This is a genomic window from Silvibacterium dinghuense, assembly GCF_004123295.1.
Taxonomy (GTDB): Bacteria; Acidobacteriota; Terriglobia; order Terriglobales; family Acidobacteriaceae; genus Silvibacterium; species Silvibacterium dinghuense.
Genome location: NZ_SDMK01000003.1, coordinates 315,003 through 337,633, shown reverse-complemented (window position 1 = coordinate 337,633; position 22,631 = coordinate 315,003). Strand labels below are relative to the sequence as shown.

At 62.9% G+C, this 22,631-nt stretch carries 23 protein-coding genes and 1 other RNA gene; 16 read left to right on the top strand and 8 right to left on the bottom strand.

Annotated features, from left to right (window positions below; genetic code table 11):
* The first annotated feature begins 42 nt into the window (after positions 1-42).
* Together ESZ00_RS15420 and ESZ00_RS15415 are read left to right on the top strand one after the other, a co-directional pair.
* On the top strand, positions 43-1,005 hold the full coding sequence (locus ESZ00_RS15420; RefSeq protein ID WP_229741331.1) for a menaquinone biosynthetic enzyme MqnA/MqnD family protein: 963 nt from the start codon (positions 43-45) through the stop codon (positions 1,003-1,005).
* Positions 1,006-1,089: 84 nt separating this feature from the next.
* Positions 1,090-1,782, top strand: coding sequence for a YqaA family protein (locus tag ESZ00_RS15415; protein WP_129209195.1), 693 nt, complete (start codon positions 1,090-1,092; stop codon positions 1,780-1,782).
* Positions 1,783-1,888: 106 nt separating this feature from the next.
* On the opposite strand, the gene ESZ00_RS15410 is transcribed toward ESZ00_RS15415, so the two are convergent.
* Positions 1,889-2,911 (bottom strand): beta-ketoacyl-ACP synthase III, encoded by a 1,023-nt coding sequence (locus ESZ00_RS15410; protein WP_129209194.1) that lies wholly within the window; start codon positions 2,909-2,911, stop codon positions 1,889-1,891.
* A gap of 132 nt (positions 2,912-3,043) precedes the next feature.
* Positions 3,044-3,141: signal recognition particle sRNA small type (gene ffs, locus ESZ00_RS15405), an RNA gene on the bottom strand.
* A 503-nt stretch (positions 3,142-3,644) separates the two neighbouring features.
* Between ffs and rimO the strand changes: the two genes are divergently transcribed.
* The 14 genes from rimO (at position 3,645) to ESZ00_RS15335 (ending at position 17,886) form a co-directional block, all read left to right on the top strand.
* Positions 3,645-5,162: a 30S ribosomal protein S12 methylthiotransferase RimO gene (gene rimO, locus ESZ00_RS15400; RefSeq protein WP_129209387.1), complete on the top strand. Its 1,518-nt coding sequence runs from the start codon at positions 3,645-3,647 to the stop codon at positions 5,160-5,162.
* A gap of 58 nt (positions 5,163-5,220) precedes the next feature.
* A complete protein-coding gene (locus tag ESZ00_RS15395; RefSeq protein ID WP_129209193.1) occupies positions 5,221-5,445 on the top strand; it encodes a DNA gyrase inhibitor YacG in 225 nt (74 codons plus the stop codon).
* Positions 5,446-5,470: 25 nt separating this feature from the next.
* On the top strand, positions 5,471-5,965 hold the full coding sequence (locus ESZ00_RS15390) for a phosphatidylglycerophosphatase A family protein (RefSeq protein ID WP_129209192.1): 495 nt from the start codon (positions 5,471-5,473) through the stop codon (positions 5,963-5,965).
* 22 nt (positions 5,966-5,987) lie between these two features.
* Positions 5,988-7,058, top strand: coding sequence for an SMP-30/gluconolactonase/LRE family protein (locus tag ESZ00_RS15385; RefSeq protein WP_129209191.1), 1,071 nt, complete (start codon positions 5,988-5,990; stop codon positions 7,056-7,058).
* A gap of 52 nt (positions 7,059-7,110) precedes the next feature.
* Positions 7,111-8,355, top strand: coding sequence for a competence/damage-inducible protein A (locus tag ESZ00_RS15380; RefSeq protein ID WP_129209190.1), 1,245 nt, complete (start codon positions 7,111-7,113; stop codon positions 8,353-8,355).
* Between the two features lie 260 nt (positions 8,356-8,615).
* Positions 8,616-9,260 (top strand): glycerol-3-phosphate 1-O-acyltransferase PlsY, encoded by a 645-nt coding sequence (gene plsY / locus ESZ00_RS15375; protein WP_129209189.1) that lies wholly within the window; start codon positions 8,616-8,618, stop codon positions 9,258-9,260.
* Positions 9,260-10,267, top strand: coding sequence for an NAD(P)H-dependent glycerol-3-phosphate dehydrogenase (locus ESZ00_RS15370; protein WP_129209188.1), 1,008 nt, complete (start codon positions 9,260-9,262; stop codon positions 10,265-10,267). Before plsY ends, ESZ00_RS15370 begins: the two co-directional genes overlap by 1 nt.
* Positions 10,268-10,377: 110 nt before the next feature.
* A complete protein-coding gene (locus tag ESZ00_RS15365; protein WP_129209187.1) occupies positions 10,378-11,370 on the top strand; it encodes an HD-GYP domain-containing protein in 993 nt (330 codons plus the stop codon).
* 59 nt (positions 11,371-11,429) lie between these two features.
* Positions 11,430-12,383: a signal recognition particle-docking protein FtsY gene (ftsY, locus tag ESZ00_RS15360; protein WP_129209186.1), complete on the top strand. Its 954-nt coding sequence runs from the start codon at positions 11,430-11,432 to the stop codon at positions 12,381-12,383.
* Positions 12,384-12,407: 24 nt separating this feature from the next.
* Complete coding sequence (gene ribD / locus ESZ00_RS15355; protein WP_229741333.1) at positions 12,408-13,550, top strand: bifunctional diaminohydroxyphosphoribosylaminopyrimidine deaminase/5-amino-6-(5-phosphoribosylamino)uracil reductase RibD; 1,143 nt, start codon at positions 12,408-12,410, stop codon at positions 13,548-13,550.
* 34 nt (positions 13,551-13,584) lie between these two features.
* Positions 13,585-14,232, top strand: a complete 648-nt coding sequence (locus ESZ00_RS15350; protein ID WP_129209185.1) for a riboflavin synthase — start codon at positions 13,585-13,587, stop codon at positions 14,230-14,232.
* A gap of 106 nt (positions 14,233-14,338) precedes the next feature.
* On the top strand, positions 14,339-14,698 hold the full coding sequence (locus tag ESZ00_RS15345) for a PadR family transcriptional regulator (RefSeq protein ID WP_129209184.1): 360 nt from the start codon (positions 14,339-14,341) through the stop codon (positions 14,696-14,698).
* Positions 14,699-14,727: 29 nt separating this feature from the next.
* Positions 14,728-17,412 (top strand): ABC transporter permease, encoded by a 2,685-nt coding sequence (locus ESZ00_RS15340; RefSeq protein WP_129209183.1) that lies wholly within the window; start codon positions 14,728-14,730, stop codon positions 17,410-17,412.
* Between the two features lie 78 nt (positions 17,413-17,490).
* A complete protein-coding gene (locus tag ESZ00_RS15335) occupies positions 17,491-17,886 on the top strand; it encodes a four helix bundle protein (RefSeq protein WP_129209182.1) in 396 nt (131 codons plus the stop codon).
* A gap of 56 nt (positions 17,887-17,942) precedes the next feature.
* On the opposite strand, the gene ESZ00_RS15330 is transcribed toward ESZ00_RS15335, so the two are convergent.
* The 6 genes from ESZ00_RS15330 to ilvN form a co-directional block, all read right to left on the bottom strand.
* Positions 17,943-19,397, bottom strand: coding sequence for a sensor histidine kinase (locus ESZ00_RS15330; RefSeq protein WP_129209181.1), 1,455 nt, complete (start codon positions 19,395-19,397; stop codon positions 17,943-17,945).
* A 146-nt stretch (positions 19,398-19,543) separates the two neighbouring features.
* A complete protein-coding gene (locus tag ESZ00_RS15325; RefSeq protein ID WP_129209180.1) occupies positions 19,544-19,978 on the bottom strand; it encodes a type II toxin-antitoxin system VapC family toxin in 435 nt (144 codons plus the stop codon).
* A 20-nt stretch (positions 19,979-19,998) separates the two neighbouring features.
* A complete protein-coding gene (locus ESZ00_RS15320) occupies positions 19,999-20,259 on the bottom strand; it encodes an antitoxin (RefSeq protein ID WP_129209179.1) in 261 nt (86 codons plus the stop codon).
* A gap of 78 nt (positions 20,260-20,337) precedes the next feature.
* Entirely contained in the window at positions 20,338-20,907 is a 570-nt protein-coding gene (locus ESZ00_RS15315; protein ID WP_129209178.1) for a DUF4174 domain-containing protein, read from the bottom strand.
* A gap of 16 nt (positions 20,908-20,923) precedes the next feature.
* Positions 20,924-21,949, bottom strand: a complete 1,026-nt coding sequence (ilvC, locus tag ESZ00_RS15310) for a ketol-acid reductoisomerase (RefSeq protein ID WP_129209177.1) — start codon at positions 21,947-21,949, stop codon at positions 20,924-20,926.
* Positions 21,950-22,032: 83 nt separating this feature from the next.
* Positions 22,033-22,629, bottom strand: coding sequence for an acetolactate synthase small subunit (ilvN, locus tag ESZ00_RS15305; RefSeq protein ID WP_129209176.1), 597 nt, complete (start codon positions 22,627-22,629; stop codon positions 22,033-22,035).
* Positions 22,630-22,631: the final 2 nt, after the last annotated feature.

Genomic DNA, 22,631 nt, shown 5'->3' with positions numbered 1-22,631 from the left:
TGAGCAGGTGGGGATGGAAGGCAGGCTAGGAGCAGCGCGGGGGTGAGTCAAAGAAAAAGCGGAGGCTGGTTCGGGGCGGAGATTACCGAAGAGATGTGGCGCAATCCTTCCGGCCGTGGATTGGTAGACTGGGGAGTGAGCCCGTTATCCCGCAAGCTGATTCTCGCCGCGATCGATTTTGTGAACCCTGCGCCGCTGATGTGGGATTTCGAGCACGAACCCCGGAAAAGCGAACTGGCCGAACGGTACGAGATCGTCTCGTCTACGCCGTCGGAGTGCGCGCGCAGGCTGAAGACCGGGGAGGCGGATATCGGCCTCGTCCCGGTGGCCTCGTATGCGCTGAGTGAGGGGCAGAGCATCGTTCCGGGCTGTGCCATTGCTTCGCTCCACGACATCCGCTCGCTGCTGCTGGTGCTGCGTTCTGGCATCGAACCGGAAAGCGTGAAGACGGTGGCGCTCGACACCGCATCAATGACGACGGTGACCTATACCCGCATCCTCTTCGCGAAATATTGGAAACGGCAGCCGGAGTTTGTGCCCATGGCGGCGAATCTCGATGCCATGCTGGCCGCAGCCGATGCGGCGGTGGTGATTGGCGATCCGGCGCTGCTGGCCCTCGAGGACCGCGCGGCGCGGGAAGCGCGCACCGGTGAGCGGCTCGAGTATCTGGATCTGGCGCAGGTCTGGCGTGCATGGTCGGGCACGCCATGGATTTCGGCCTTCTGGGCGGTGCGCGATGCGGCCTTCGGTCCGGATACCGTGACGCGGGAGCAACTGGTCGAGGACTTTCTGCACTCCCGCGATGCGGGCCTGGGGCATGCGGAAGACCTGGTCCAGGAGTGGGCGGGGCGGATTGCGGTGCCGGAATCGGTGCTGCGCGAGTACCTGACTCGGAACATCCACTACGTGCTGGATGAGGCCTGCCTCGAGGGTCTACGGCTGTTTTATCGTTACGCGGCCGAGTGCGGCGCGCTGCCTGGGGTGCCGGCGCTGCGGTTTTTATAGCGGCTCGCTCTGGATTCTGATTCCTTTTTCGTTACAAAGAGTGCAGGCAGCGACTTCCATCTCCGATCTCGCGTCTTAGGAAACGTGCCCGCTGCTCAAAAGACGCCGCACCATCACCTTATGCCCGGTTGGCTCATCCACCTGGGCGCGATCGGCGTCTTCGTCGTTGCGGCTCTGGATGCTTCACCCATCCCCCTGCCTCTGCCGGGAAGCACGGATGTGCTGATTCTGCTGCTGGCGGCGCATCGCGGTAATCCGTGGATATTGACGCTGGCAGCGGTCACAGGCAGCCTTTGCGGCGCGTACACGAGCTGGGGTGCGGCGAAAAAGGGCGGCATGGGGATGGTGCAGCGCTACGTGCCGGAGCGCTGGCTGGGCAAGCTGGAGCCGCAGATCAAACGCCATGGAGCGCTGGCCGTGGGGTTGGCCTGCGTGCTTCCCCCGCCGATTCCGCTGATGCCGTTTCTACTGCTGGCCGGGGCGCTGGGCGTGAAGAGACGGCCCTATCTGATCGCCGTCGGCACGGCACGGATCGTCCGTTACGGAGCCATGGCCTGGCTGGGCGCGACCTATGGACGGCGCGTGGTCCATGCCTGGGAGCAGTATCTCTCCGGCTGGTCAGAGGTGATCCTGTGGACCTTCTTCGGGGTGCTGATTGCGGCGGCGCTCTTCGGGGTGTGGAAGTACCGGCGGGATAAGCAGCGCGGCGGCTACGCGCCGAGCGATTCGCCTTCGGCCCCTGCTCCCGCTGGTCGCGAGGAGGCAGTGAGCCGTTAGGCGCAAAAGCGGCCAGTGAAAAACGGCCAGCGGATCATTCTCTACGAGGAGCGAGATCGAGCTGACCGTTTTTGTGCCTGACTGCGAACAGCTTGGCCGCTGTCTCTTAAATCTCCCAGCGCAGCAGCGTGGCGCCTACGGTGAAGCCTGCGCCGACGCTGGCGATCAGCACCAGGTCGCCCTTCTTGAGGCGGTTCTCTTCGACGGCGGTGCCCATGGCCAGCGGAATGGTGCCGGCAGTGGTGTTGCCGTAGCGATCGATGTTGATGACGATCTTCTCGAGCGGCAGGCCGAGGCGCTCGGCGCTCGAGAGGATGATGCGCTTGTTGGCCTGGTGAGGGATGAAGGCGGCGATTTCGTTCACCGTTACGCCGTTGCGGGTGAGCACCTTTTCGGCGGTCTCGGCCATCTTGCGCACGGCGAATTTGTAGACCGTCTGGCCGTCCTGGTGCACATAGTGCATCTTGTTCTGCACGGTTTCGACGGTGGACGGATGGGCGCTGCCGCCGGCGGGCATGTTCAGTGCCGGCGCTCCGGAGCCGTCGATCTCGTGCACAAAGTCGATCATGCCGATTTCGCCTTCCGCCGCGGGCTCGATGAGCACCGCGCCGGCACCGTCACCGAAGAGCACGCAGGTGGTGCGGTCGGTGTAGTCGAGGATCGAGGACATGGTGTCCGAGCCGATGACCAATACCTTGGAGTGCGCGCCGCTTTCGACCAGCTTGGTGCCCATCTGCAGGGCATAGACGAAGCCGGAGCAGGCGGCCGAGAGATCGAAGCCCCATGCGCCGGCGGCGCCGAGCTTGTCCTGGACCAGGCAGGCGGTGGCGGGGAAGAACATGTCCGGCGTGACCGTGGCGACGATGATGGCATCGACTTCAGAAGGCTCGATGCCACGGCTGGCCAGGCACTTGCGCGCTGCGGCGACAGCCATGTCGCTGGTGGCTTCGCCCTCGGCGACAATGTGCCGTTCCCGGATGCCGACCCGCGAGTAAATCCACTCGTCCGAGGTCTCGACCAGTTTTTCGAGGTCCTGATTGGTGAGAACGCGGGACGGGACATAGGTGCCGAGGGCGCTGATCTTGGCGCGCCGGGCCACGGGCGGGCGTACTGCGAGGGTCAAGGACATTCTCCCTAAGGGTATGAACTCAAAAGGGTATTTTCGCCGAGGGACAAGAGGGCTGTCCACGCAACGGCATGTAATGGTTTTGTCGCGAGGCTGGAGTGCGAAAAAGAGAGGATGGAAGGCAGGAAGGGAAATATGCGCCGGGTGACCTGCTGCGCACGCACTAGCCCGGTACCGTTGCTTCCTTCCGGACCTGGCGGGGTTAGCGGGATTGCGCCGCGCAGGACCCGGCACACGAATGATTCTAGCACTTTGCGGTGGGGGAGTTTTCCTCGGGGGGACGCGGCCAGCGGTATCGAGATCTTCGTGTCTGCATAGAGGATTGTCATCCCGACCGAAGTGACCGTAGGGAAAGAAGTGGAGGGACCTGCGGTTCTCTACCCCTAGCGAAGTGTGTGCGTACCCCACTCAAGCCTTGTTTTGGCTTGAGTGGGGTGGGCGAAATCTCTGATCGTTCCTCCCACCCAAGCGGAGCTTGGTTGGGGCACCCTGGCCTCTGCGAACCCACGTCTCAAGTTCGAGACGTGGGGCACCCGGATTTGTGCTTGTGCCAAGGGAACTGCTGGTTCCTCCACTTCGCTCCGCTCCGGTCGGAATGACAGAGTGCGGGAGGGCTCCGGTCGGGATGACGCCAGAACGGGGCGAGTAAGCCGGGCGCGATTTCCGGGGCGAAACCTCAAAAATCCAGTAAAATAGCTAGGTGACGCACTCTCTCCTCGACGCGCCTGGATCAGGTGTGATCGATTCCGAACAATCCGTTTCTTCCTCATCCCGCCCCAAGGTGGGATTTGTTTCGCTCGGCTGTCCCAAGAACCTGGTGGACAGCGAAGTGATGATGGGCCTGCTCGACTCCGCCGGCGCCCAGATGACCAATGACGCCTCCGAGGCCGAAATCCTGGTCGTCAACACCTGCTCGTTTATCGATAAGGCCAAGCAGGAGTCGGTCGACACGATCCTCGAAATGGCGCAGCACAAGGTGGACGGCAAGGCCCGCCGCCTCATCGTGGCCGGCTGCCTGGTCGAGCGCTATCGCGACGAGATCCGTAAGAACATCCCCGAGGTCGATGCGGTCGTCGGCACGGGCGAGCTGGAGGCGATCCTTGCCGCCGCCGGGCTCTCGAAGCCCGCTCCGGTGATCAGCGAGCCTTCGCCGTTTACCATTCTGACCGCTGCGGAAGCTGCTGCTGCGACCGCGACGAGCATCGAGTTCCGTGCTGAGGGCGATCTGCGGGAACAGCAAGGCCGCTTCTCACGCTCCGAGTGGGATGGCGCCGAGTCGTCGGCGCTGCCGCAGTATCTCTATGACCACACCACGCCGCGCCTGCTCGCGACGGGCAAGACCTCGGCCTACATCAAGATCGCCGAGGGTTGCGACCATCCCTGCGCGTTCTGCGTGATCCCGAACCTGCGCGGCAAGTTCCGCTCGCGGCGCTTCGAGTCCGTCGTCGCCGAGGCCGAGAGCCTGGTGGCCCAGGGCGTGCGCGAGATCGTGCTGATCGGGCAGGACACGACCTGCTACGGCGAGGACATGGGACTGAAGGACGGCCTGGCTCAGCTGCTCGACCGCCTGGCGCAGATTCCTGACCTCAAGTGGCTGCGGTTCCTGTACGCCTATCCGAACAAGATCACAGGCAAGCTGCTTGAGACCATTGCGAAGCATGACAAGATTGTGAAGTATCTCGACGTACCGCTGCAGCATGCGGCCGGGCCGGTGCTCAAGTCGATGAAGCGCGGCGCGAATGCCGACATCTTCCTGAAGACCGTCGCCAAGGTGCGCGAAGCGGTGCCGGGCATTGCGCTTCGGACCTCGTTCATCGTGGGCTTCCCGGGTGAGACGGAAGAGGACTTCGAGACGCTGTGCAACTTTGTGCGCGCGGCGAAGTTCGACTGGCTGGGTGTCTTCACCTACTCCGATGAAGAGGGCTCGAAGGCCTTCGATTTCGGCGAGAAGGTGCCGCCGCGGGTGATCGAACAGCGCCGCAAGAAGCTGATGAAGCTGCAGCAGGGCATCAGCAAAAAGGCCAAGCAGAACTGGGTGGGCCGCGAGCTGGATGTGCTGGTCGAGGGCGAGTCGGAAGAGACGCCGTTGCTGTGGGAGGGCCGCTCCGAGTTCCACGCGCCGGAGATCGACGGCACGGTCTACATCAACGACTTCGGCCCCTTCGAAGAGCTGACGCCGGGACGTTTCTACCGCTGCGAGATTACAGAGGCGCACGATTACGACGTGGTGGCCCGCATCGTCAGCGAGGTCTAACGCATCAGTTACACGAACAGGCACCTGTAAGGGTGTCTGTGACGGTTACGAATACGAGATGACAGAGAAGAATCAGACATTGCGTTGCCCGACATGCCGCACGCTGGTGCTGGCCGGGTCTGAGGATTTTCCTTTCTGCAGCGATCGCTGCCGGCTGATCGACCTGGGTAAGTGGTCGAGCGGGGCGTACCGCATCTCTTCGCCCATCCTCGATCCCGATGTGCTCGAGGGGCTGGACAACCAGCCGCGGCGTCCGGATGACGACGAAGACACTTCGCACTAAGGCAGGGATAAAAGTGCACACAGGCATGCCGCAACCAAAGGTGCGGTGGGGAAAAACGACTTGGGCGTGGCTGACGGCCACGTTTTTCGGTATTGGTCTGCTTCCGGGCGGTCCGGGAACCTGGGCTTCGGTCGCAACGGTGCTGATCTGGACCTTCAGCATGCGGGCGCTGCACCTGGCTCCGGGCGCGATGATGCTCTGGACCGCGATTGCCGCCGTGGTGGTGACATTGATCGGCATTCCGGCGTCGAGCATCGTGGAGCGTGAGAGCGGGCGCGAAGATCCCGGTCACGTGGTTATCGACGAGGTTGCCGGGCAGTTAATTGCGCTGGTCGTATCGCCTGCCCTGTGGCTGCATGCGGCGGTGGCGCTGCTGCTCTTTCGCGCTTTCGATATCACCAAACCCGCGCCGGTGCGGCAGCTGGAACGGCTGCATGGGGGCGTGGGTATCATGATGGATGACGTGGCGGCCGGTGGGTACGCCCTGCTGGTGAGCCTGGCGATTCATCATAAGTGGTAGAGTTGGGAGTTTCCTTTTGGGTATGGCACCTCTGATCAAGACCGATTTTGGAGGCGCGCCGCGGATCGAATCGGTGCAGCCGGATGTGGCGCTGCCGGGCGGCGAGGTGGAGATTCACGGCGCAAACCTGGGTCCGGTTACGGCTCCGGCTTCCGGGACGTCCGTGTCCTGGCGGCGCCCGGTGGCCATGCTGGGAGAGCTGGCGGCGCCGGTAGTGATGAGCCGCAGCCGGCGGCTGGTGCTGCGCGTGCCCGACGAGGCCGAGAGCGGCAAGCTGCGTATCCTCCAGAACGGGGCACAGAGCAACCAGGTCGATCTGTCGGTAGCGTCGCTGGTGGCCACCGGAATTCACGCCGTCGCAAGTCCGGCTGTCGATGAGGCGGGCAATATTTATGTCACGCTTTCCGGCTCGCGCGGTCAGGAGACACCGGTTTCGGTCTATCGCGTAGAGCAGGACGGCGAGATGCGGCCCTTTCTTTCCGGCATCATGAACGCGACGGGCCTGGCCATGGGGCCGGACGGCTACCTGTACGTCTCTTCGCGCAATGACGGCACGGTGTATCGCGTGACCCATTCGGGTGCGGCGTCCGTCTATGCCGAGGGTATGGGCGTGGCTACCGGGATGGCTTTCGACGGCGAGGGTAATCTCTACGTGGGCGACCGCAGCGGGACCATCTTTAAGATCGCTCCGGACCGGCAGATTTTCGTCTTCTCGACGCTCGAGCCGAGCGTGGCGGCTTATCACCTCGCCTTCGGGATCGATGGCACGCTGTACGTCGCGGGGCCGACAACCTCGTCGCACGACGCGGTGTATGCGATCGATCAGGATGGCGCAACGACGGTCTTCTATCGCGGGCTGGGACGTCCTCAGGGACTGGCGGTGGATGTGGCCGGGGCCGTGTACGTGGCTGGTTCGCTGGGCGGACGCCGCGGCGTGGTGCGCATCGGACCCGGCGAGGAAGATCCGGCGCTGGTGATTTCCGGCTCGGGAATTGTGGGCTTCACCTTTGTCCCGGGAGGCAGCGCGCTCGTGGCCACCGGCAGCTCCGTTTATCATGTACCGTTGGGTGTCGAAGGATGGCGTATCTTCTAGCCCTTCTTCGTATGCATTGTTATCTTCCTTTTCTTGGATTGGTCAGGGCTCGATGAACGCCGAGATCATTGCTATTGGTTCCGAGCTGCTGACGCCGTGGCGCCAGGACACCAACTCTCTTTACATCACCGAAAAGCTGAACCTGCTGGGTGTGAGCGTGGCCTTCAAGACCATCGTCGGCGACCGGCAGAAGCACCTGGTGGAGGCGATCCGCAACGCGGTGCGGCGCACGGACATCCTTGTCATCATGGGCGGTCTCGGTCCGACCGAGGACGATCTGACGCGCGAGTCGGTGGCCGAGGCGCTGAAGATCCAGCTCAAGCGCAATCCGGACCTGATTGCGGAGCTCTACACCCGCTTTGCCGCGCGGCGACAGACGATCACCCGCAACAACGAGAAACAGGCCGATACGCTCGAAGGCGCGATCGTGCTCGAGAATGCACGCGGTACAGCTCCAGGCCAGATGCTGGATACGGTTTACGGCGAGCATCGCAAGCTGATTTTCCTGCTTCCGGGGCCGCCTTCCGAACTGAAGCCCATGTTCGACGAGCAGTGCATGCCGCTGCTCCGTGAGACGCTTCCTGTCCGGCATATCGCCACGCGCGTGCTCAAAGCGGCGATGATCGGCGAGTCGGCAGCGGATGCGCGGATTGCGCCCATCTACCAGCAGTTCAAGGATGTGGAGACGACGATCCTCGCGCACCTGGGGGATATTCAGCTCAACCTGATCTGCGGCAAGTCGATTCCCGAGGCGGCGCAGGCGCGCGTGGACGAGCTGGCCGGGCGCATCGAGGAAGAGCTCGAAGAACTGGTGTATTCGTCGCAGGGCGAGACGCTGGAGCAGATCGTGCTCTATTACCTCGAGATGCGCGGGGCGACGCTATCGGTGGCCGAAAGCTGCACCGGGGGCTTGATTGCGCAGAGGCTGACCAGCATCAGCGGCTCGTCACGCTCGTTCATGGGTGGCGCAGTGGTCTACTCGAATCAGCTGAAGACGCAGTTTGCCGGCGTGCCCGAGGATCTGATCGAGCGGCACGGCGCGGTGAGCCGCGAAGTGGCGGTCGCGCTGGCCGAGGGCATTCGGGCGCAGTGCGGCACGACGCATGGGGTGGGCGTCACCGGCATCGCCGGACCGGGTGGCGGCAGTGAAGAGAAGCCGGTCGGGCTGGTGTACTTCGCGGTGAGCGACGCCGAAGGTACCGAGGTGCTCGAAAAGCGCTTCAACGGCGACCGGAACCGCATCCGGCAGTATGCCAGTCAGCAGGCGCTGGACCTGGTTCGTCGCCGGTTGATGTAGGCAGCATCCACATACAGGTGGATGGAAAGCAAGATGCTTAGATTTTCGATTGTCATCCCGGCCGCAGTGGATGGTTCCGCTTTTCAAGAAGAGCCTGGATGGGAAGGTGTACTGCGACCTCTTGCCCCCACCCAAGCAACACCGGCTTGAGTGGGCCACCCGGCCTTTGGGATAAGAAAGATCCCAAACTTGCGACCGGCGGGAGCAGGGGACGAAGGCGGCTCGCTCTGCGCGTAGCAGCAGGGTAAACTCGTAACTCGATGCCTGTATTTACTTATGCTCTGGTCTCGCTCGCGGCTTACCTGCTGGGTTCGATTCCGACTGGCTACATTCTTGTACGCGTCTTCCTGAAGGAAGACATCCGCTCTAAGGGCAGCGGCAACATCGGCGCGACCAATGTGATCCGCTCGGGCGGAAAGAAGCTGGGCGCGCTGACCTTTCTCATCGATGCGCTGAAGGGCTTTGCTGCCGTCGTGGTGGCGGCAAAGATCGCCGCGCTGCCGCAGCTCCAGCCGATTCCGCACCAGGATGCCGAGGCGCTGGCCGCGCTCTTTGCCATTCTCGGGCACGTCTACACGGTCTGGCTGGGCTTCAAGGGCGGCAAGGGCGTGGCGACGGCGCTGGGAGTATTTATCGCGCTGGCTCCATGGGCCGCGCTCTGCGGGCTGGGCGTCTTTCTCGTCGCCGTCATCCTGACGCGCTATGTCTCGCTCGGCTCCATCCTGGCGGCGGTAGTCTTTCCGCCGGCTGCGCTGCTGCTGCCGCACGGCGCCCGCACGCCTCTGCTGACGGGAGTGATCTTCTTCGTGCCGCTGCTGGTGATTTTCAAGCATCACCAGAACATCGGGCGGCTGCTGAAGGGCACCGAAAACAAGTTCGGTTCAAAAAAGAAAGCGGAAGCGTAGTGAGCAGGATTTCTGTGATGGGCAGCGGCGCCTGGGGCACTGCGATTGCACTGAGTCTTTCCCGCCGTGGCGGTCATGATCTGACGCTCTGGACGCGTTCCGAGGCGACGGCGGCCTCGATCCGCGAGAAGCGCGAGAATGCGGTATTCCTGCCGGGCTTTGCGATTCCGGAGGCGATGACGGTGACCTCCGATCCGGCAGTCGCTCTGAGCGAGGCTGAGATCATCGTGAGCGTGATGCCGTCGCACGCGGTGCGCGATTCCTACACACGGTTTGCCGGGTGGCTGAAGCCGGGGCAGATTCTGGTGAGCGCGACCAAGGGCGTCGAGGACGGAACCTATCTTCGTGTGAGCGAAATCATGGCCGATGTACTGGCCTCGCGTGGGCTCACGCTGCCGATCGCGGTGCTGAGCGGCCCTTCGTTCGCGCAGGAGACAGCGGCGGGAATGCCGACGGCGGTCACGATTGCAGCTTCCGATATGGATGTCGCGGCGCGGCTGCAGCGCGAGTTCTCGAGCAATTCGCTGCGCCTTTATACGAATGACGACGTGGTGGGTGTGGAGCTGGGCGGCGCGCTCAAGAACGTGATCGCCATCGCCTCCGGGGTGGTGACCGGTCTGGGGCTGGGCCACAACAGCACGGCGGCGCTGATCACCCGCGGCATTGCCGAGGTAACGCGGCTGGCCGAGGCCTGCGGCGGACGGCGGGAGACGCTGTCCGGCCTATCCGGCGTGGGCGACCTGGTGCTGACCTGCACCGGGGGGCTATCGCGCAACCGCTACGTGGGCGTGGAGCTGGGCAAGGGGCGGACGCTGGTGGAGATTCTCGAAGGGATGGGCGGCAAGGTGGCCGAGGGCGTGAAGACGACCGCTGCTGCACTGGGCCTGGCCCGTTCCCGCGGGGTGGAACTGCCGATTGCCGAGCAGGTGGAGGCCGTTCTCGAAGGCAGGAGAAGCGCTCCGCAGGCGATTCAGGAGCTGATGGCCCGTCCCGGCCGGGAAGAATAACCGCAGTGCACCGGCCTCCGGGGTAGTTCGGCGGCCGATGCCACTTTCGAGGGAGCTACTTCGGGCCTTCCAGAGCGATACACTCACGGCAGCCGAGTTGTGTCTCTTTCATGAAGCCCGTCCACCCATTTCGCTGGCGCCTGCTACTGGCCATCTTCTGCCGGTACGGCGCGATCGCGCTGGGTGCGCTGTTGCTGGAGCGGGCGGCAAGGCACTGGCCCCTGCCGGGCTGGCTGCCGGTTGTGCTGGCGTTGGCCCTCGCCCTCGGAGTTTCGGTCTTCCTGAGCTGGCGGACAGGGCGGCAGAGCCGCAACCTGGCGGCCTCCATTGATTCCCGCTCGCTGCATTTCGCGGAACGGCAGGAAGAGGTGCTGCGGGATACGCCGTTCGCGGAGACGGCGCGCGCCTGGCGCCATGCGCTGCAGACGCTCCAGGACAGCTTCCAGGAGCGGCAGGGCGAGGCGCGGCGGCATTACACCTCGCTGGTCGACCTGATTGCCATGCTGGCCCGGGCCGTCGATGAACGGGCACCCTACATGCGTGGACATTCGGAGCGGGTGGCCTTCTACGCCGGTGAGATCGCGCGCGAGATGAAGCTCGACTCAACGCAGGTGGAGCGCATCCGGCTCGCGGCGCTGCTGCATGACATCGGCAACGTGGGCATCGAAGACTCGGTTCTGACCAAGGAAAATACGCTGACGCCGGACGAGTTCGAGATGATCAAGGCGCACACCGTGAAGGGGGCGTCGATCCTGCGCCCGATCGAGGCGCTGAACGACCTGATCCCCGGTGTCGAGCTGCATCATGAGGCGCTCGATGGCTCCGGATATCCGTACGGGTTGAAAGACGATGAGATTCCGATGATGGCGCGCATCATCGCCGTGGCGGACAGCTTTGACGCAATGACCACGGCCCGTCCCTACCAGGCCGCGATGGATCCCCGCTATGTGCTGCAGGTGATGGGACGGATGACCGGCTCACGCTATGACGCGGACGCGGTGCAGGCGCTGGCGACGCTGGTGCAGCGGGGCACGATCGTGGTGCGGAGCCTGCGGCCTGCGCCGTCGATTGTGCGCAGGCGCCGTATCGCCCAGGTGGTCTAAAGAAAGCCGGCCGGCGCAGGGTAGTACACTCGGAGAAAGAGTCTGAGGATACCCGAAGCATGATTCAAACCCTCTTCGGCAGCCTGGAAGAGCCGCCTAAAACAAGCATTTTCGACCGCATGAAGCAGGCCGTCTCGCGCACGCGGGAGAGCCTCGAGGACCGCATCGAGACTGTGCTCTCGATGACGCGGACGGTCGACGATGCGGCCCTGGAAGAGCTGGAAATGTCGCTGATCGCCTCGGATATCGGGGTGAATGTGACGACCGAAATCCTGGATGCCTTGCGCGAGCGCGCGAAGCGGCAGCAGATTCGCGATGGCGAAGAGCTGCGCAGTCTGCTCAAGGAGCAGCTCAAGGCCATTCTCGACGAGCAGGCGCGGCCTCCGCGCACCGTGGCGAATCCGCCGGAAGTAATCCTGATGGTGGGCGTGAACGGCACGGGCAAGACCACGACCAGCGGCAAGATGGCGGCACATTTCCGCGCGCAGAACAAATCCGTGCTGCTGTGCGCGGCCGATACCTTTCGTGCCGCGGCTATCGAACAGCTCGAGGTCTGGAGCCAGCGCAGCGGGGTGGAGATGATCCGCTCGAAGCAGGGCGGCGATCCTTCAGCCGTGCTCTTCGATGCATTGCAGGCCGCGACCGCTCGCAAGAAGGACTACCTGATTGTCGATACGGCTGGACGCCTGCATACCAAGGCCGGTCTGATGGACGAGCTCGACAAGATGCGGCGTATCACGCAGCGGTTTATCCCCGATGCTCCCCACGAAGTGCTGCTGGTGCTGGATGCGACCACCGGGCAGAACGGTTTGCAGCAGGCGCGGCTCTTCACCGAGTCAGCCGGAGTGACAGGCATTGTGCTGACCAAGCTGGATGGCACGGCAAAAGGCGGCATTGCGGTAGCGATTGCCCGTGAGCTGAAGCTGCCGGTGCGCTACATCGGCGTAGGTGAGAAGATCGACGACCTGCTGCCTTTCGACAGCGAAGCGTTTGTGGAGTCGCTGCTGGGCTAGAGCAGCAGGTAAGGATCAACTGCGGTGACAGATACGGAAGCACTCACGTCGGATCGCGCAGAAGATATGCGCTGGATGCAGCGTGCTTTGGGGCTGGCCCGGCAGTCGATTGGTCTCGCCTCTCCCAATCCCCATGTGGGTTGCGTGCTGGTAAAAAACGGCGCGGTCGTGGGCGAGGGATTCCATGTCTACGACCGCCGGGATCACGCCGAGATCGTAGCCCTGAAGGCCGCGGGCGATGCTGCGCGCGGGGCTACGGCTTACGTGACGCTTGAGCCCTGTTCGCACACCGGGCGCACCGGCCCGTGCGCGGACGCGCTGATCGCCGCCGGCGTTGCGCGCGTAGTCGTGGCAACTGGTGATCCGAATCCGCAGGTAAACGGACAGGGCATGGCGCGCATCCGCGCGGCGGGTATCACGGTCGAGACGGATGTCTGCATGGACGCATCGCGGGCGCTGAACATGGGCTTTGCGCGTTCGATCGTGAGCGGTGTGCCGTTTGTGACGCTGAAGGCCGGTGTGTCGCTGGATGGACGGATTGCACCGGCACCGAGTGCGCGGCCGGCAGGTCCGCCGGCCGCGGTGATGCTGACCGGTGAAGAGTCGCGCGCCGAGGTGCAGCGGATGCGTCATGCCTCGGATGCGATCCTGACCGGGATTCATACCGTGCTGGCCGATGATCCCTTGCTGACCGACCGCAGCGGGCTTGCGCGCCGCCGTCCTTTGCTGCGCGTGGTGCTCGATTCGGCGCTGCGGATTCCATTGGACTCGAAGCTGGTGCGCACGGCTGTAAACGATGTGCTGGTCTTCTGCACGACACCGAATCCCGAGCGGCGCAAGGCGCTGGAGGTCATGGGCATCGAGGTGGAAGTGCTGGCAGGCAACGGGGCGCGCGTGGATCTGCACGAGATGTTGCGAGCTCTTGACCGGCGCGGCATCCTCTCTCTGCTGCTCGAGTGTGGCAGCCAGTTGAATGGCGCGTTTTTGCGCGAGGCCCTGGTCGACAGGGTGACGTTGTTCTATGCGCCGGTTCTGCTGGGAGAAAAAGCTGTGCCATTGATCGCGGAGGGCGAGGAAGTGTGTTGGGAGACGAGGTCGACCTCGTCGCGGCACTACGGTCCGGATGTGTGCATCACGACAGAGCTGCGCGATCCCTGGCGGGCATAGCCGGGTTTGCTCAAGACGCAAGTAAACTAGAGATATGTTCACTGGATTGATCGAAGCAACCGGGAAGATTCTTGGGGTAGAAGAGCGGCCGGGAGCGCGGCGCATTGCCGTGGAGGCACCGGTGCTGGCGGAGCGGCTGAGGGAAGGCGACAGCATTGCGGTAAGCGGTGTGTGCCTGACGGCGCTCGATATCGCGGCCCCGGTGTTTTATGCCGACCTCGCCGCAGAGACGATTGCGCGGACTTCGCTGACGGCGTTGAAGGCCGGCGCGGCGGTGAATCTCGAATTGCCCACGCCGGCAGGCGCGCCGTTGGGCGGCCATATCGTGCAGGGCCACGTGGACGGTACCGGCACGCTGCGTGTGCTGCGTCCGCTGACGCCGGGCGCGGAGAACACCGACTGGTGGCTGGAGATCGAGGTGCCGGAGCATCTACGCGGCTACATGGTGGAAAAAGGCTCGATTGCGATCGAGGGCATCAGCCTGACGATTGCACGCTGGGATGGTGCGGTTGTATCGGTGGCGATCATTCCGCATACCTATGCGGCGACCAACCTGCACACGCTGACGCCGGGCTCGCCGGTCAATCTCGAGGCGGATGTGCTGATCAAGCACGCGCTGCAGAAGACAAAAGCGCCGGAGTTCGAGCTGACGGTGGATTACCTGATCGCAAACGGATATTAGTTTTTAAGCAGAAACAGGAACGAGGAAGAGGCGCATGACATGCGCCTCTTTTCTTTTGCAAATAGATGTAGACGCGCTACAGCCATGGGTGTAGATTCTCTACATCATGGCGAAAGAAAAATATCAGAACCGCATCGAGCTGCTGCAGGGCACGCTGGACCTGCTGATTCTCGAAACCCTGCGCTGGGGTGCGCAGCATGGCTACGGCATCGGTCAGGCCATCCGTGCGCGCTCGGGTGAGGTGCTGCAGGTAGAGACGGGATCGCTCTATCCGGCACTGCACCGGCTCGAAAAGCAGAAGTGGATCAAGAGCAAATGGGGTGTGACTGACCAGAATCAGCGGGCAAAGTTTTATGAACTGACAAAGGATGGCAAGGCCCAGCTGCTGCGAGACCGCTCGAAGTGGGAGGCCATGGTGCAGGCCATGGCAGGCGTGCTGGGAGCGGTGCCGGAAGCGGAAGGCTGAAGCGTTCACGAATTCAAGGAGAAGCAGCGATGGCCTGGTTCTTTGGCGAGAAGCGCAAGCAGGATCTGGAAGACGAGCTGGCGTCGCACCTGGCGATGGCGGCGGCGGAGCGTCGTGCGGCGGGTGAGAATGTAACCGAAGCGGATACAAATGCGCGGCGGGAGCTGGGCAATGCCGCTCTGGTGCAGGAGGCGACGCGGGCTTCGTGGGGATGGCTGCGCGTGGAACGGGTGGTACAGGACCTGCGCTACGCGCTGCGGCAGATGCGCCGCTCGCCTGGCTTTGCGGCGTCGGTGATCGGGACTCTCGCGCTTGGGATAGGCGCGGCCACGGCGATGTTCACGGTGGTCGATCACGTGATGCTCCAGCCGCTGCCTTACAAGGATGCGGGCAGGCTGGTGAAGCTTTCGGCAGGGGGAGGGATGTTCCAATATTCGCCAACCTATCAGGATATTTCAGCGTGGCAGCAACGGCTGAAGAGCTATGAAGGCATCGCATTTTCCAGCAGTACGAATGGCCGCAGCTTTCTCGAGACCGGGGACAGCGCGACGCAGATATCAATGACCAATGTGAGCGCGAACCTGTTCTCGCTGCTGGGCGTGTCGCCGCTGATCGGTCCCGGGCTTCCATCGGGGCCGGAGAGCTTTGCGAAAACAGCGCGGGACAGCGATGTGGTCCTCGGCTACTCGACATGGCAGGCGTTGTTTCATGGCGACCAGAATGTGATCGGAAAGACAGCAAAGATCAATGGTAAGAGCTACCTCATCGTTGGCGTGATGCCGCGCGGGTTCTTCTATCCGGATCGCCGCGACCTGTCCCCGGTGTGGGTTCCTGTCACGCTCGGAGACAAGGATCGCGAGTCGAATGTTAACAGTCGTTACTATGCGACGATTGCGCGGCTCAAGCCTGGTGTGAAGATCGAATCTGCGCTTGCCGAGTTGACGGCCGTGCAGGCGCAACTAGTGAAGAACGTCGGCAATCATGATTGGCAGGAGAGCGCGAAGCACGTCAAGGTCGAGCGTTATGAAGAAGGGCTCATCTCAAAAGACGAGCGCGGCGCTTTGCTCGCGTTGCTGGGCGCATCCGGCGTGCTCTGGTTGATTGCCTGCGTGAATGCGACCAACCTGCTGCTGGCGCGAGCCTCGGCGCGGCAGCGCGAGATTGCCATGCGCGGCGCGCTCGGCGCTGGACGCACGCGGCTGCTGCAGCAGATGGTCATCGAAGGACTGGTGCTGAGTGGTGCGGCATCGCTGATCGGCGCGGGCATGGCTATGCTTGCAGTGCGTGTCTTTCAGCATGCGCTCAAGCAGAGCCTGCCGCTTGCGGTGCCGGCGCTGCCATCTGTCACCGTAATGGTTACATTAGCTGGACTCACGCTGTTCTCGGCCGTGCTGGCCTCGGTGTGGCCGGCGCTCATTGCGGTAAGTGCGCCCATCGAGCCGGTGCTGCGCCAGGGCGGCCAGCAGGGTGGGGTGAGCCGCGGTCAGCAGAGGCTGCGCGGCGGCCTCGTCGTGGCTGAGATTGCGATGTCGCTGGCACTGCTGGCCTGCTGCGGGTTATTACTGCGCACCATTTACGCATTGCGTCAGGTGCCGCTGGGCTTCCGCACCGATCACATTCTTGTTGCGAGCCTCGATGTCCCCACCTATCGCTACGCGAAGGTAAATGCTGCCACCGAGCTCTATGCGCCGTTGCTCGAGCGTGCCCAGCATCTGCCGGGTGTGACTGCGGCCGGACTGATGACGCAGGTGCCGCTCGACAGCAATTTCACCATGCGCATCGGTCTCTACAAGACCACATACGGTGATCCCAAAAGTAAGCCGGTGTCGGTAACTTCGGCATTTCAGGCGGTAAGCCCGGATATGCAGCGTGTCTTCGCCTTCCAGATGCTGCGCGGGCGCTACTTCGAGCCACAGGATACGGCATCGTCTGAGCCGGTGATCGTGGTCAATCGCGCCTTTGCGCGGGCATTTTTTCCCGAGGAACAGGACCCGGGAAAGGTGATCGGCAAGGAGGTCATCAGCGTTGGCGGAGAGAACAGTAAGTCGGCGAAGATCGTCGGGGTGCTCGACGATTTTCACCAGGCGTCGGTGGGTGGTGAGGCGGCGCCCGAAGTCGAGGTAAACCTTGCGCAGCTCACCCCGGACAGCGGCTTCTACACGGTGCTTGAGGGCATTGCGATGGACCTGGCGGTGCGCACCGAGCGCGAGCCGGCGCAGGTGATCCCAGAACTGCGTGCGGCGCTCAAGCAGGCGAGCCCGGAGCTGGCCAACTCGCGCATCACCACCATGAACCAGATTGTCGAAGACTCTTATGGCAGTCAGATGCTGGCGGCGCGGCTGCTCGAAATCTTTGCCGGCTCGGCACTGCTGTTATGCGTGGCAGGGCTCTATGGACTGCTGGCCTATGTGGTGAGTCAACGGACGCGCGAGATGGGCGTGCGCTTCGCTCTCGGTGCGAGCCGAGGCAATGTGATGGCCCTGGTGATGCGGCAGGCGGGTGCTCTGGTGGGCGTGGGAGTGGTGCTGGGGCTGGTGCTGGCGTATTTCGCTGGCAGGCTGGTGAGCAGCTATCTCTACGGCGTGAAGGCTCACGATGGCTGGACGCTGAGCGGCGTGGCGCTGGTACTTACTGCCGCTGCCGCCTGTGCAGCATGGCTGCCTGCGCGACGCGCAGCGAGCGTGAATCCGGTCGAGGCGTTGAGAGCGGAATAATTACGAAAGGGTGTAGGGGATAGGGAGTAGGGTGTAGAAGTGCTCGCTTGGTTAAGGCTGGCAGGCGTAGAAAGATGCATGCTTTCCTCTTATCAGGAACTGATCGTCTGGCAGAAAGCGATGGATCTTTGCGTCGAGATCTACCGACTTACCGAGTCGTTTCCACGCGGAGAAGTTTATGGGCTCACAAGCCAATTGCGGCGGGCAGGAGTGTCGATCGCAAGCAATATTGCTGAGGGCTATGGACGCGGCTCTCGAGGAGAATACTGTCAGTTTCTCGCCATCGCGCGTGGATCGAATCACGAAGTGCAGACGCAACTGCTGATCGCGGAGAGACTGGGCTTCTTAACTCGTGATAATCGGCTGCGAGCGGAAGGCCTGTCGGAGGAAATAGGGCGCATGCTGAGCAAGATGCTCCCTGAGCTTCATCCGCGAGACGCCAGTCCCAGGCACATCATGCAGCGTCGGGGATAGAGCAGGCAGAAAGCTCTTCTACACCCTATCCCCTATGCCCTACACCCTTAAGTAACTCAGTACGCCAGCAGCTGTTCGATCGGCAGGCGGATCTGGAAGCAGGTGGCTCCTGGTTTCGATTCGACGCTGACGTAGCCGCGATGGCGGCGGACGATGCGCTGCACATTGTCGAGTCCGAGCCCGAGTCCGCGGCCAGGCGCTTTGGTCGTGAAGAAGGGCTCGAAGATGCGGTCGCGGATTTCGGGCCCGATGCCGATGCCGTTGTCCCACACCTCGATGAGCAGCATGTCGCCCGATATCTGCACGGCGAGGGTGATCTTGCCGTGATCGTCGATGGCATCGAGGGCGTTTTCGAGCAGTCCCATCCACACCTGGTTGAGTTCGCTGCCGTAGGCGGCGATGCAAGGCAGATCGTCAGCGTAGCGGCGCTCGATTTCGACATGCGCAAGGCGCGACTGGAGCATGGTAAGCGTGTTCTCGAGCCCCTGGCGCACGTCGACCTCCTGGATCGGCGCCTGGTCCATGTAGGAGTAATCCTTGATGGCGCGGATGAGGTCGAAGATGCGGGCTGTCGAATCGAGCATGGCTTCGGCGATGCGCTCCGCGCGGACCGACGAAGAAAACTGACCGAGGACAATCGAGAGCGCTTCGGCGTTGAGGAAGCTGCCGAGCGGCTCGAGCTGAGCAGCGGTGACGCCAAGCTCGGCCAGCTCGGGGGCAATCTTCCAGCTCTGCTCCACGCCGTGGCCGCGAAGCCATTCCTGGACCTCGTCTTCGCGCTGGGCATGGCGCTCGGTCTCCGGCGGGGTATGGCGGGCGTGCTCGCGCACGGAGTCCTGCCAGTCACGGACCTGCGCCATATGTGCCGTATCGAGACAAAGGCCGCCGAGGCGATATTTTTCGTGGCCGTAGACGCGCAGTTCATCGAGCAGGCCGGAGGCGGCGCGTTGCGCGGCCGAGGCCGGGTTATTCATCTCATGCGCGAGATTGGCGGCGAGCTTGCCCAGTGCCGTGAGCTTTTCCGTCTGCTGCTCGAGCCGTGTCACTTCGCGAACGCGGTCCAGCAGCACGGAGACGCAGCGCTGCGTCATGGAGGGTACGGCCTGCATCATGGCCGGGAATATGGAGCGGGGATACTCGAGCACCGAGACGTCGGCGACGGTGTAGCCGTGGCCGCCGTAGGTCTTCATGCGCGAGAAGGGCAGCAGGCCGGTGATCTGGCCGGCGCGGCCGATGAAGAGCGCCGCGGGGCCGCCACGCTCGCGGCGGACGTGCACCTCGCCGCGCAGCACGATGATCATGGCCTCGGCGGCATCGCCTTCGTGAAAGAGAGTGGTTCCGGCAGGAATAAAACGCTCGAGTCCGTGCGTCGCGAGCCAGATGTATTCCGATTCCTCGAGCCCCTGCAGAGGGGTAACACGCTTGAGAGCCTCCACAAGCTGTGGAAGGGAAGTCCGAGGAGAAGAAGCAGCAGCCGGATCCAGCGCAATTGCGGAACTGGCGGTGGTCATAAAAGAGCCTCACTCTGATGGTACAACGAAGGCAAGCCGGGACTGTGAATCTCTACATGGCAGAGCCTTCGACCGTGCCTCGCGACTGCGTAGCGAAGGTTCTTATTCCAGGGACAGCGCAGCCAGTCAGGTTGATAGTTTTTCAGCTATGGAAGGTCCGTCGCCCAATTCGCTGTGGCGGTCAGATGCAACATGGTGCCGATGCTTTCGAAGATACTGTCTCGCGTAACAAGCACTGCGCCAACGCTGGCGGCGTGCGCTCCAATCAGCATGTCCATCGCTGCCACGGTAATTCCGAGCGCCTCGATGGCCACACGCGCCTTTCCATATACCGATGCTGCGCTCGAATCCCACGGCAGGATGTCTACGGTAAGAAGCAGGCTTTCAATCGCACGGGTCCGGGTTGGGCCGAGCGCCCGTTTCGCCATCCCATAGCGGACTTCCGCCTCCGTAATGGAGGAGATGCAGACTTCTGCCGCCGGATCATGAAGCAGCCGTTGAAACTCTGCTCTTGCCGCTGGTGATATGCCCGTAGCGATATAGCTGAAGGTATTAGTGTCGAGCAGATATCGTGCGCCCACAGTGATCGTCGCGCTCCCAGTTACAACGTATGGAGCGCTTCGCGCTCCGGGGCTGGCTGGCGATCACGATCCTCATCGCACAGGAAGTCTGCCGGAATCTTCGCCGCATCGAGTGCGGCAAAGACCTCTTGAATGTCTGGCACTTCCGAAAGAATGAGATCGCCGCTCGCCGGATCGCGGCGGACTGTTACCTGCGCGCTGCGAAAACGGAACTCAGCCGGAATCGTGACGTGCTGGCTCCGGCCATTCATAAAGACACGTGCCTTGGCGGTTTGCGACATGAAAGTCACCTGCCATGTAGCATAGCTATGTAGCGCTTGCATGTCAATCCGTTCTCACCTCATTTCTGCGATACACGTTTAGTACGCGTCTTTTCTTTGACGCTCGATTTTGCGATCCGGCATGGTGTCGATGAGTGCGTTCAGGCGATCCGTCGAGACAGGATGGCTGCTGCGCAGTGCGACGGCTCCGTTCTCCTCCAGCAGCAGGACGAGAAATGTCCCATCGGGCACCTGGAAGCGGCGGCGAATGCTGGCCATTTCTGTGCCGGGGAGTAAGGCGTGAGGCGAGTCGAGCGGCGGCTGGTAACCATGGCTGTCGGCGAGGATGGGCGTGAGCAGCACAAAGCGGTCCATCATGTCGTCGGCGTCGTTATCGAGGTTCTGAATCTGGGCGCGGAGCGCGGCATTATCTCCGCGTGGGCTGAAGACCAGCAGCGGACGGTAGCAATGGTGCATGGCTGCAAGGGTCTGCGGCTGCACCTGGCACTTGAGGCTTGCCTGGGCCTGGAGTGTAGCGGGCAGCAGCGCGGCAGACGCGAGTGACACCACAGCCGCGAGGGTGCGGCAGAATTGGGGGACGTTCCTGTTCTGCATATTTCGATAGACACGAATGGCCGCGGCAGAGATGCCCGCGGCCATTCGATGCATGGTGATTTTGTATGGTTTAGGCCTTGACCGGGGTGCCGTTCTCGATCTTGACCGGATCGAGGAAGGGCATCGCGGCGCGCAGCTTGCCGCCGACTTCTTCGATCAGCTCACCGGCTTCCTGCTTGCGGATCTGGTCGAACCACTTCTTGCCGGTGTTGTTTTCGTCGATGAAGTTCTTGGCGAAGGTGCCGTCCTGGATCTCGGCGAGGAGCTTCTTCATGGCGGCGCGGGTCTCGTCGGTGACGATGCGCGGGCCGGCAACGTAGTCGCCGTACTCGGCGGTGTTCGAGATGGAGTGGCGCATATAGGCCAGGCCGCCGCGGTACATCAGGTCCACGATCAGCTTGAGTTCGTGCAGGCACTCGAAGTAGGCGATCTCGGGCTGGTAACCAGCCTCGACCAGCGTATCGAAGCCAGCCTTGACCAGGGCAGCGGTGCCGCCGCAGAGGACAGCCTGCTCGCCGAAGAGATCGGTCTCGGTCTCTTCCTTGAAGGTGGTCTCAAGCACGCCGGCGCGGGTGCAGCCGATGCCCTTGGCATAGGAGAGGCCGAGCTTCAGCGCGTTGCCGGTCGCATCCTGGTAGACGGCGACCAGGCCCGGGACGCCGCCGCCCTCGGTGAAGACCTCGCGGACGCGATGGCCCGGGGCCTTGGGAGCAGCCAGGAAGACGTCCACATCGGTGGGGGGCTGGATGGTGCCGTAGCGGATGTTGAAGCCGTGCGCGAAGACCAGGGCCTTGCCGGCCTTGAGGTGCTTGGCGATGTGATTGGCGTAAACCTTGCCCTGCGTCTCGTCCGGGGTCAGGATCATGATGACGTCGGCCCATTCGGCGGCTTCATCGATGCTGGTGACCACGAGGCCGGCCTTCTTTGCCTTGTCGATGGACTTGCTGCCTTCGGGCAGGCCGATGTGAACTTCGACGCCGGAGTCCTTCAGGTTCAGGGCGTGCGCGTGGCCCTGCGAGCCGTAACCGATGATGGCGACCTTCTTGCCCTGGATAAGGGAGAGGTCTGCGTCCTGATCGTAATAAGTCTTCGCCATGGTGTTTCCTTTTCTTTGTTTGGATGAAGTCGGTTCGGGCGCCGCGCAGCAAGCTGCCGCGTTTCTGTCGCCACGTTGAAGTTTTAGATGACCGGCGGAATTTCGGTCTCTTCAGCTGCAAGGTCGCGCACCGTGTCGTCGTCCTCGGCTTCGGCTTCAGGCCGGGGAACGCGCATGGCATCGAGGACGCGGCTGGTGTGCTGGCCGCGGCGCATGGTCATGCGGCCGGTGCGGGAGATTTCGAGAATGCGGTCTTCGCTCTCGTTCAGAACCTGGATGAGTCCTTCGATCTTGCTCTCGACGCCGGTGATCTCGATCATCAGCGATTCGGGCGCCAGATCGACGATGCGCGCGCGGAAGACCTCGACCAGTTCGAAGATGTGCGAGCGGGTCTTGGGTGTGGCCGCCACCTTGATGAGCGCAAGCTCACGGGCGACGTTGGGCGACTGGCTGACATCGTCCACTTCCACGACATTTTCCAGTTTGTAGAGGCTGGCCATGATGCGATGGCCGGCGGTCGGAGAGGCTTCCGAGACGATCGTCATGCGCGAGACGCCGGACTTCTCCGAACGGCCGACGGTCAGCGAGACGATGTTCACGTTGAGCCTGCGAAAGAGCGAAGCGACGCGGGTGAGCACGCCGGGCTTGTCTTCAACGAGTGCGACGAATGTGTGCAGCATAC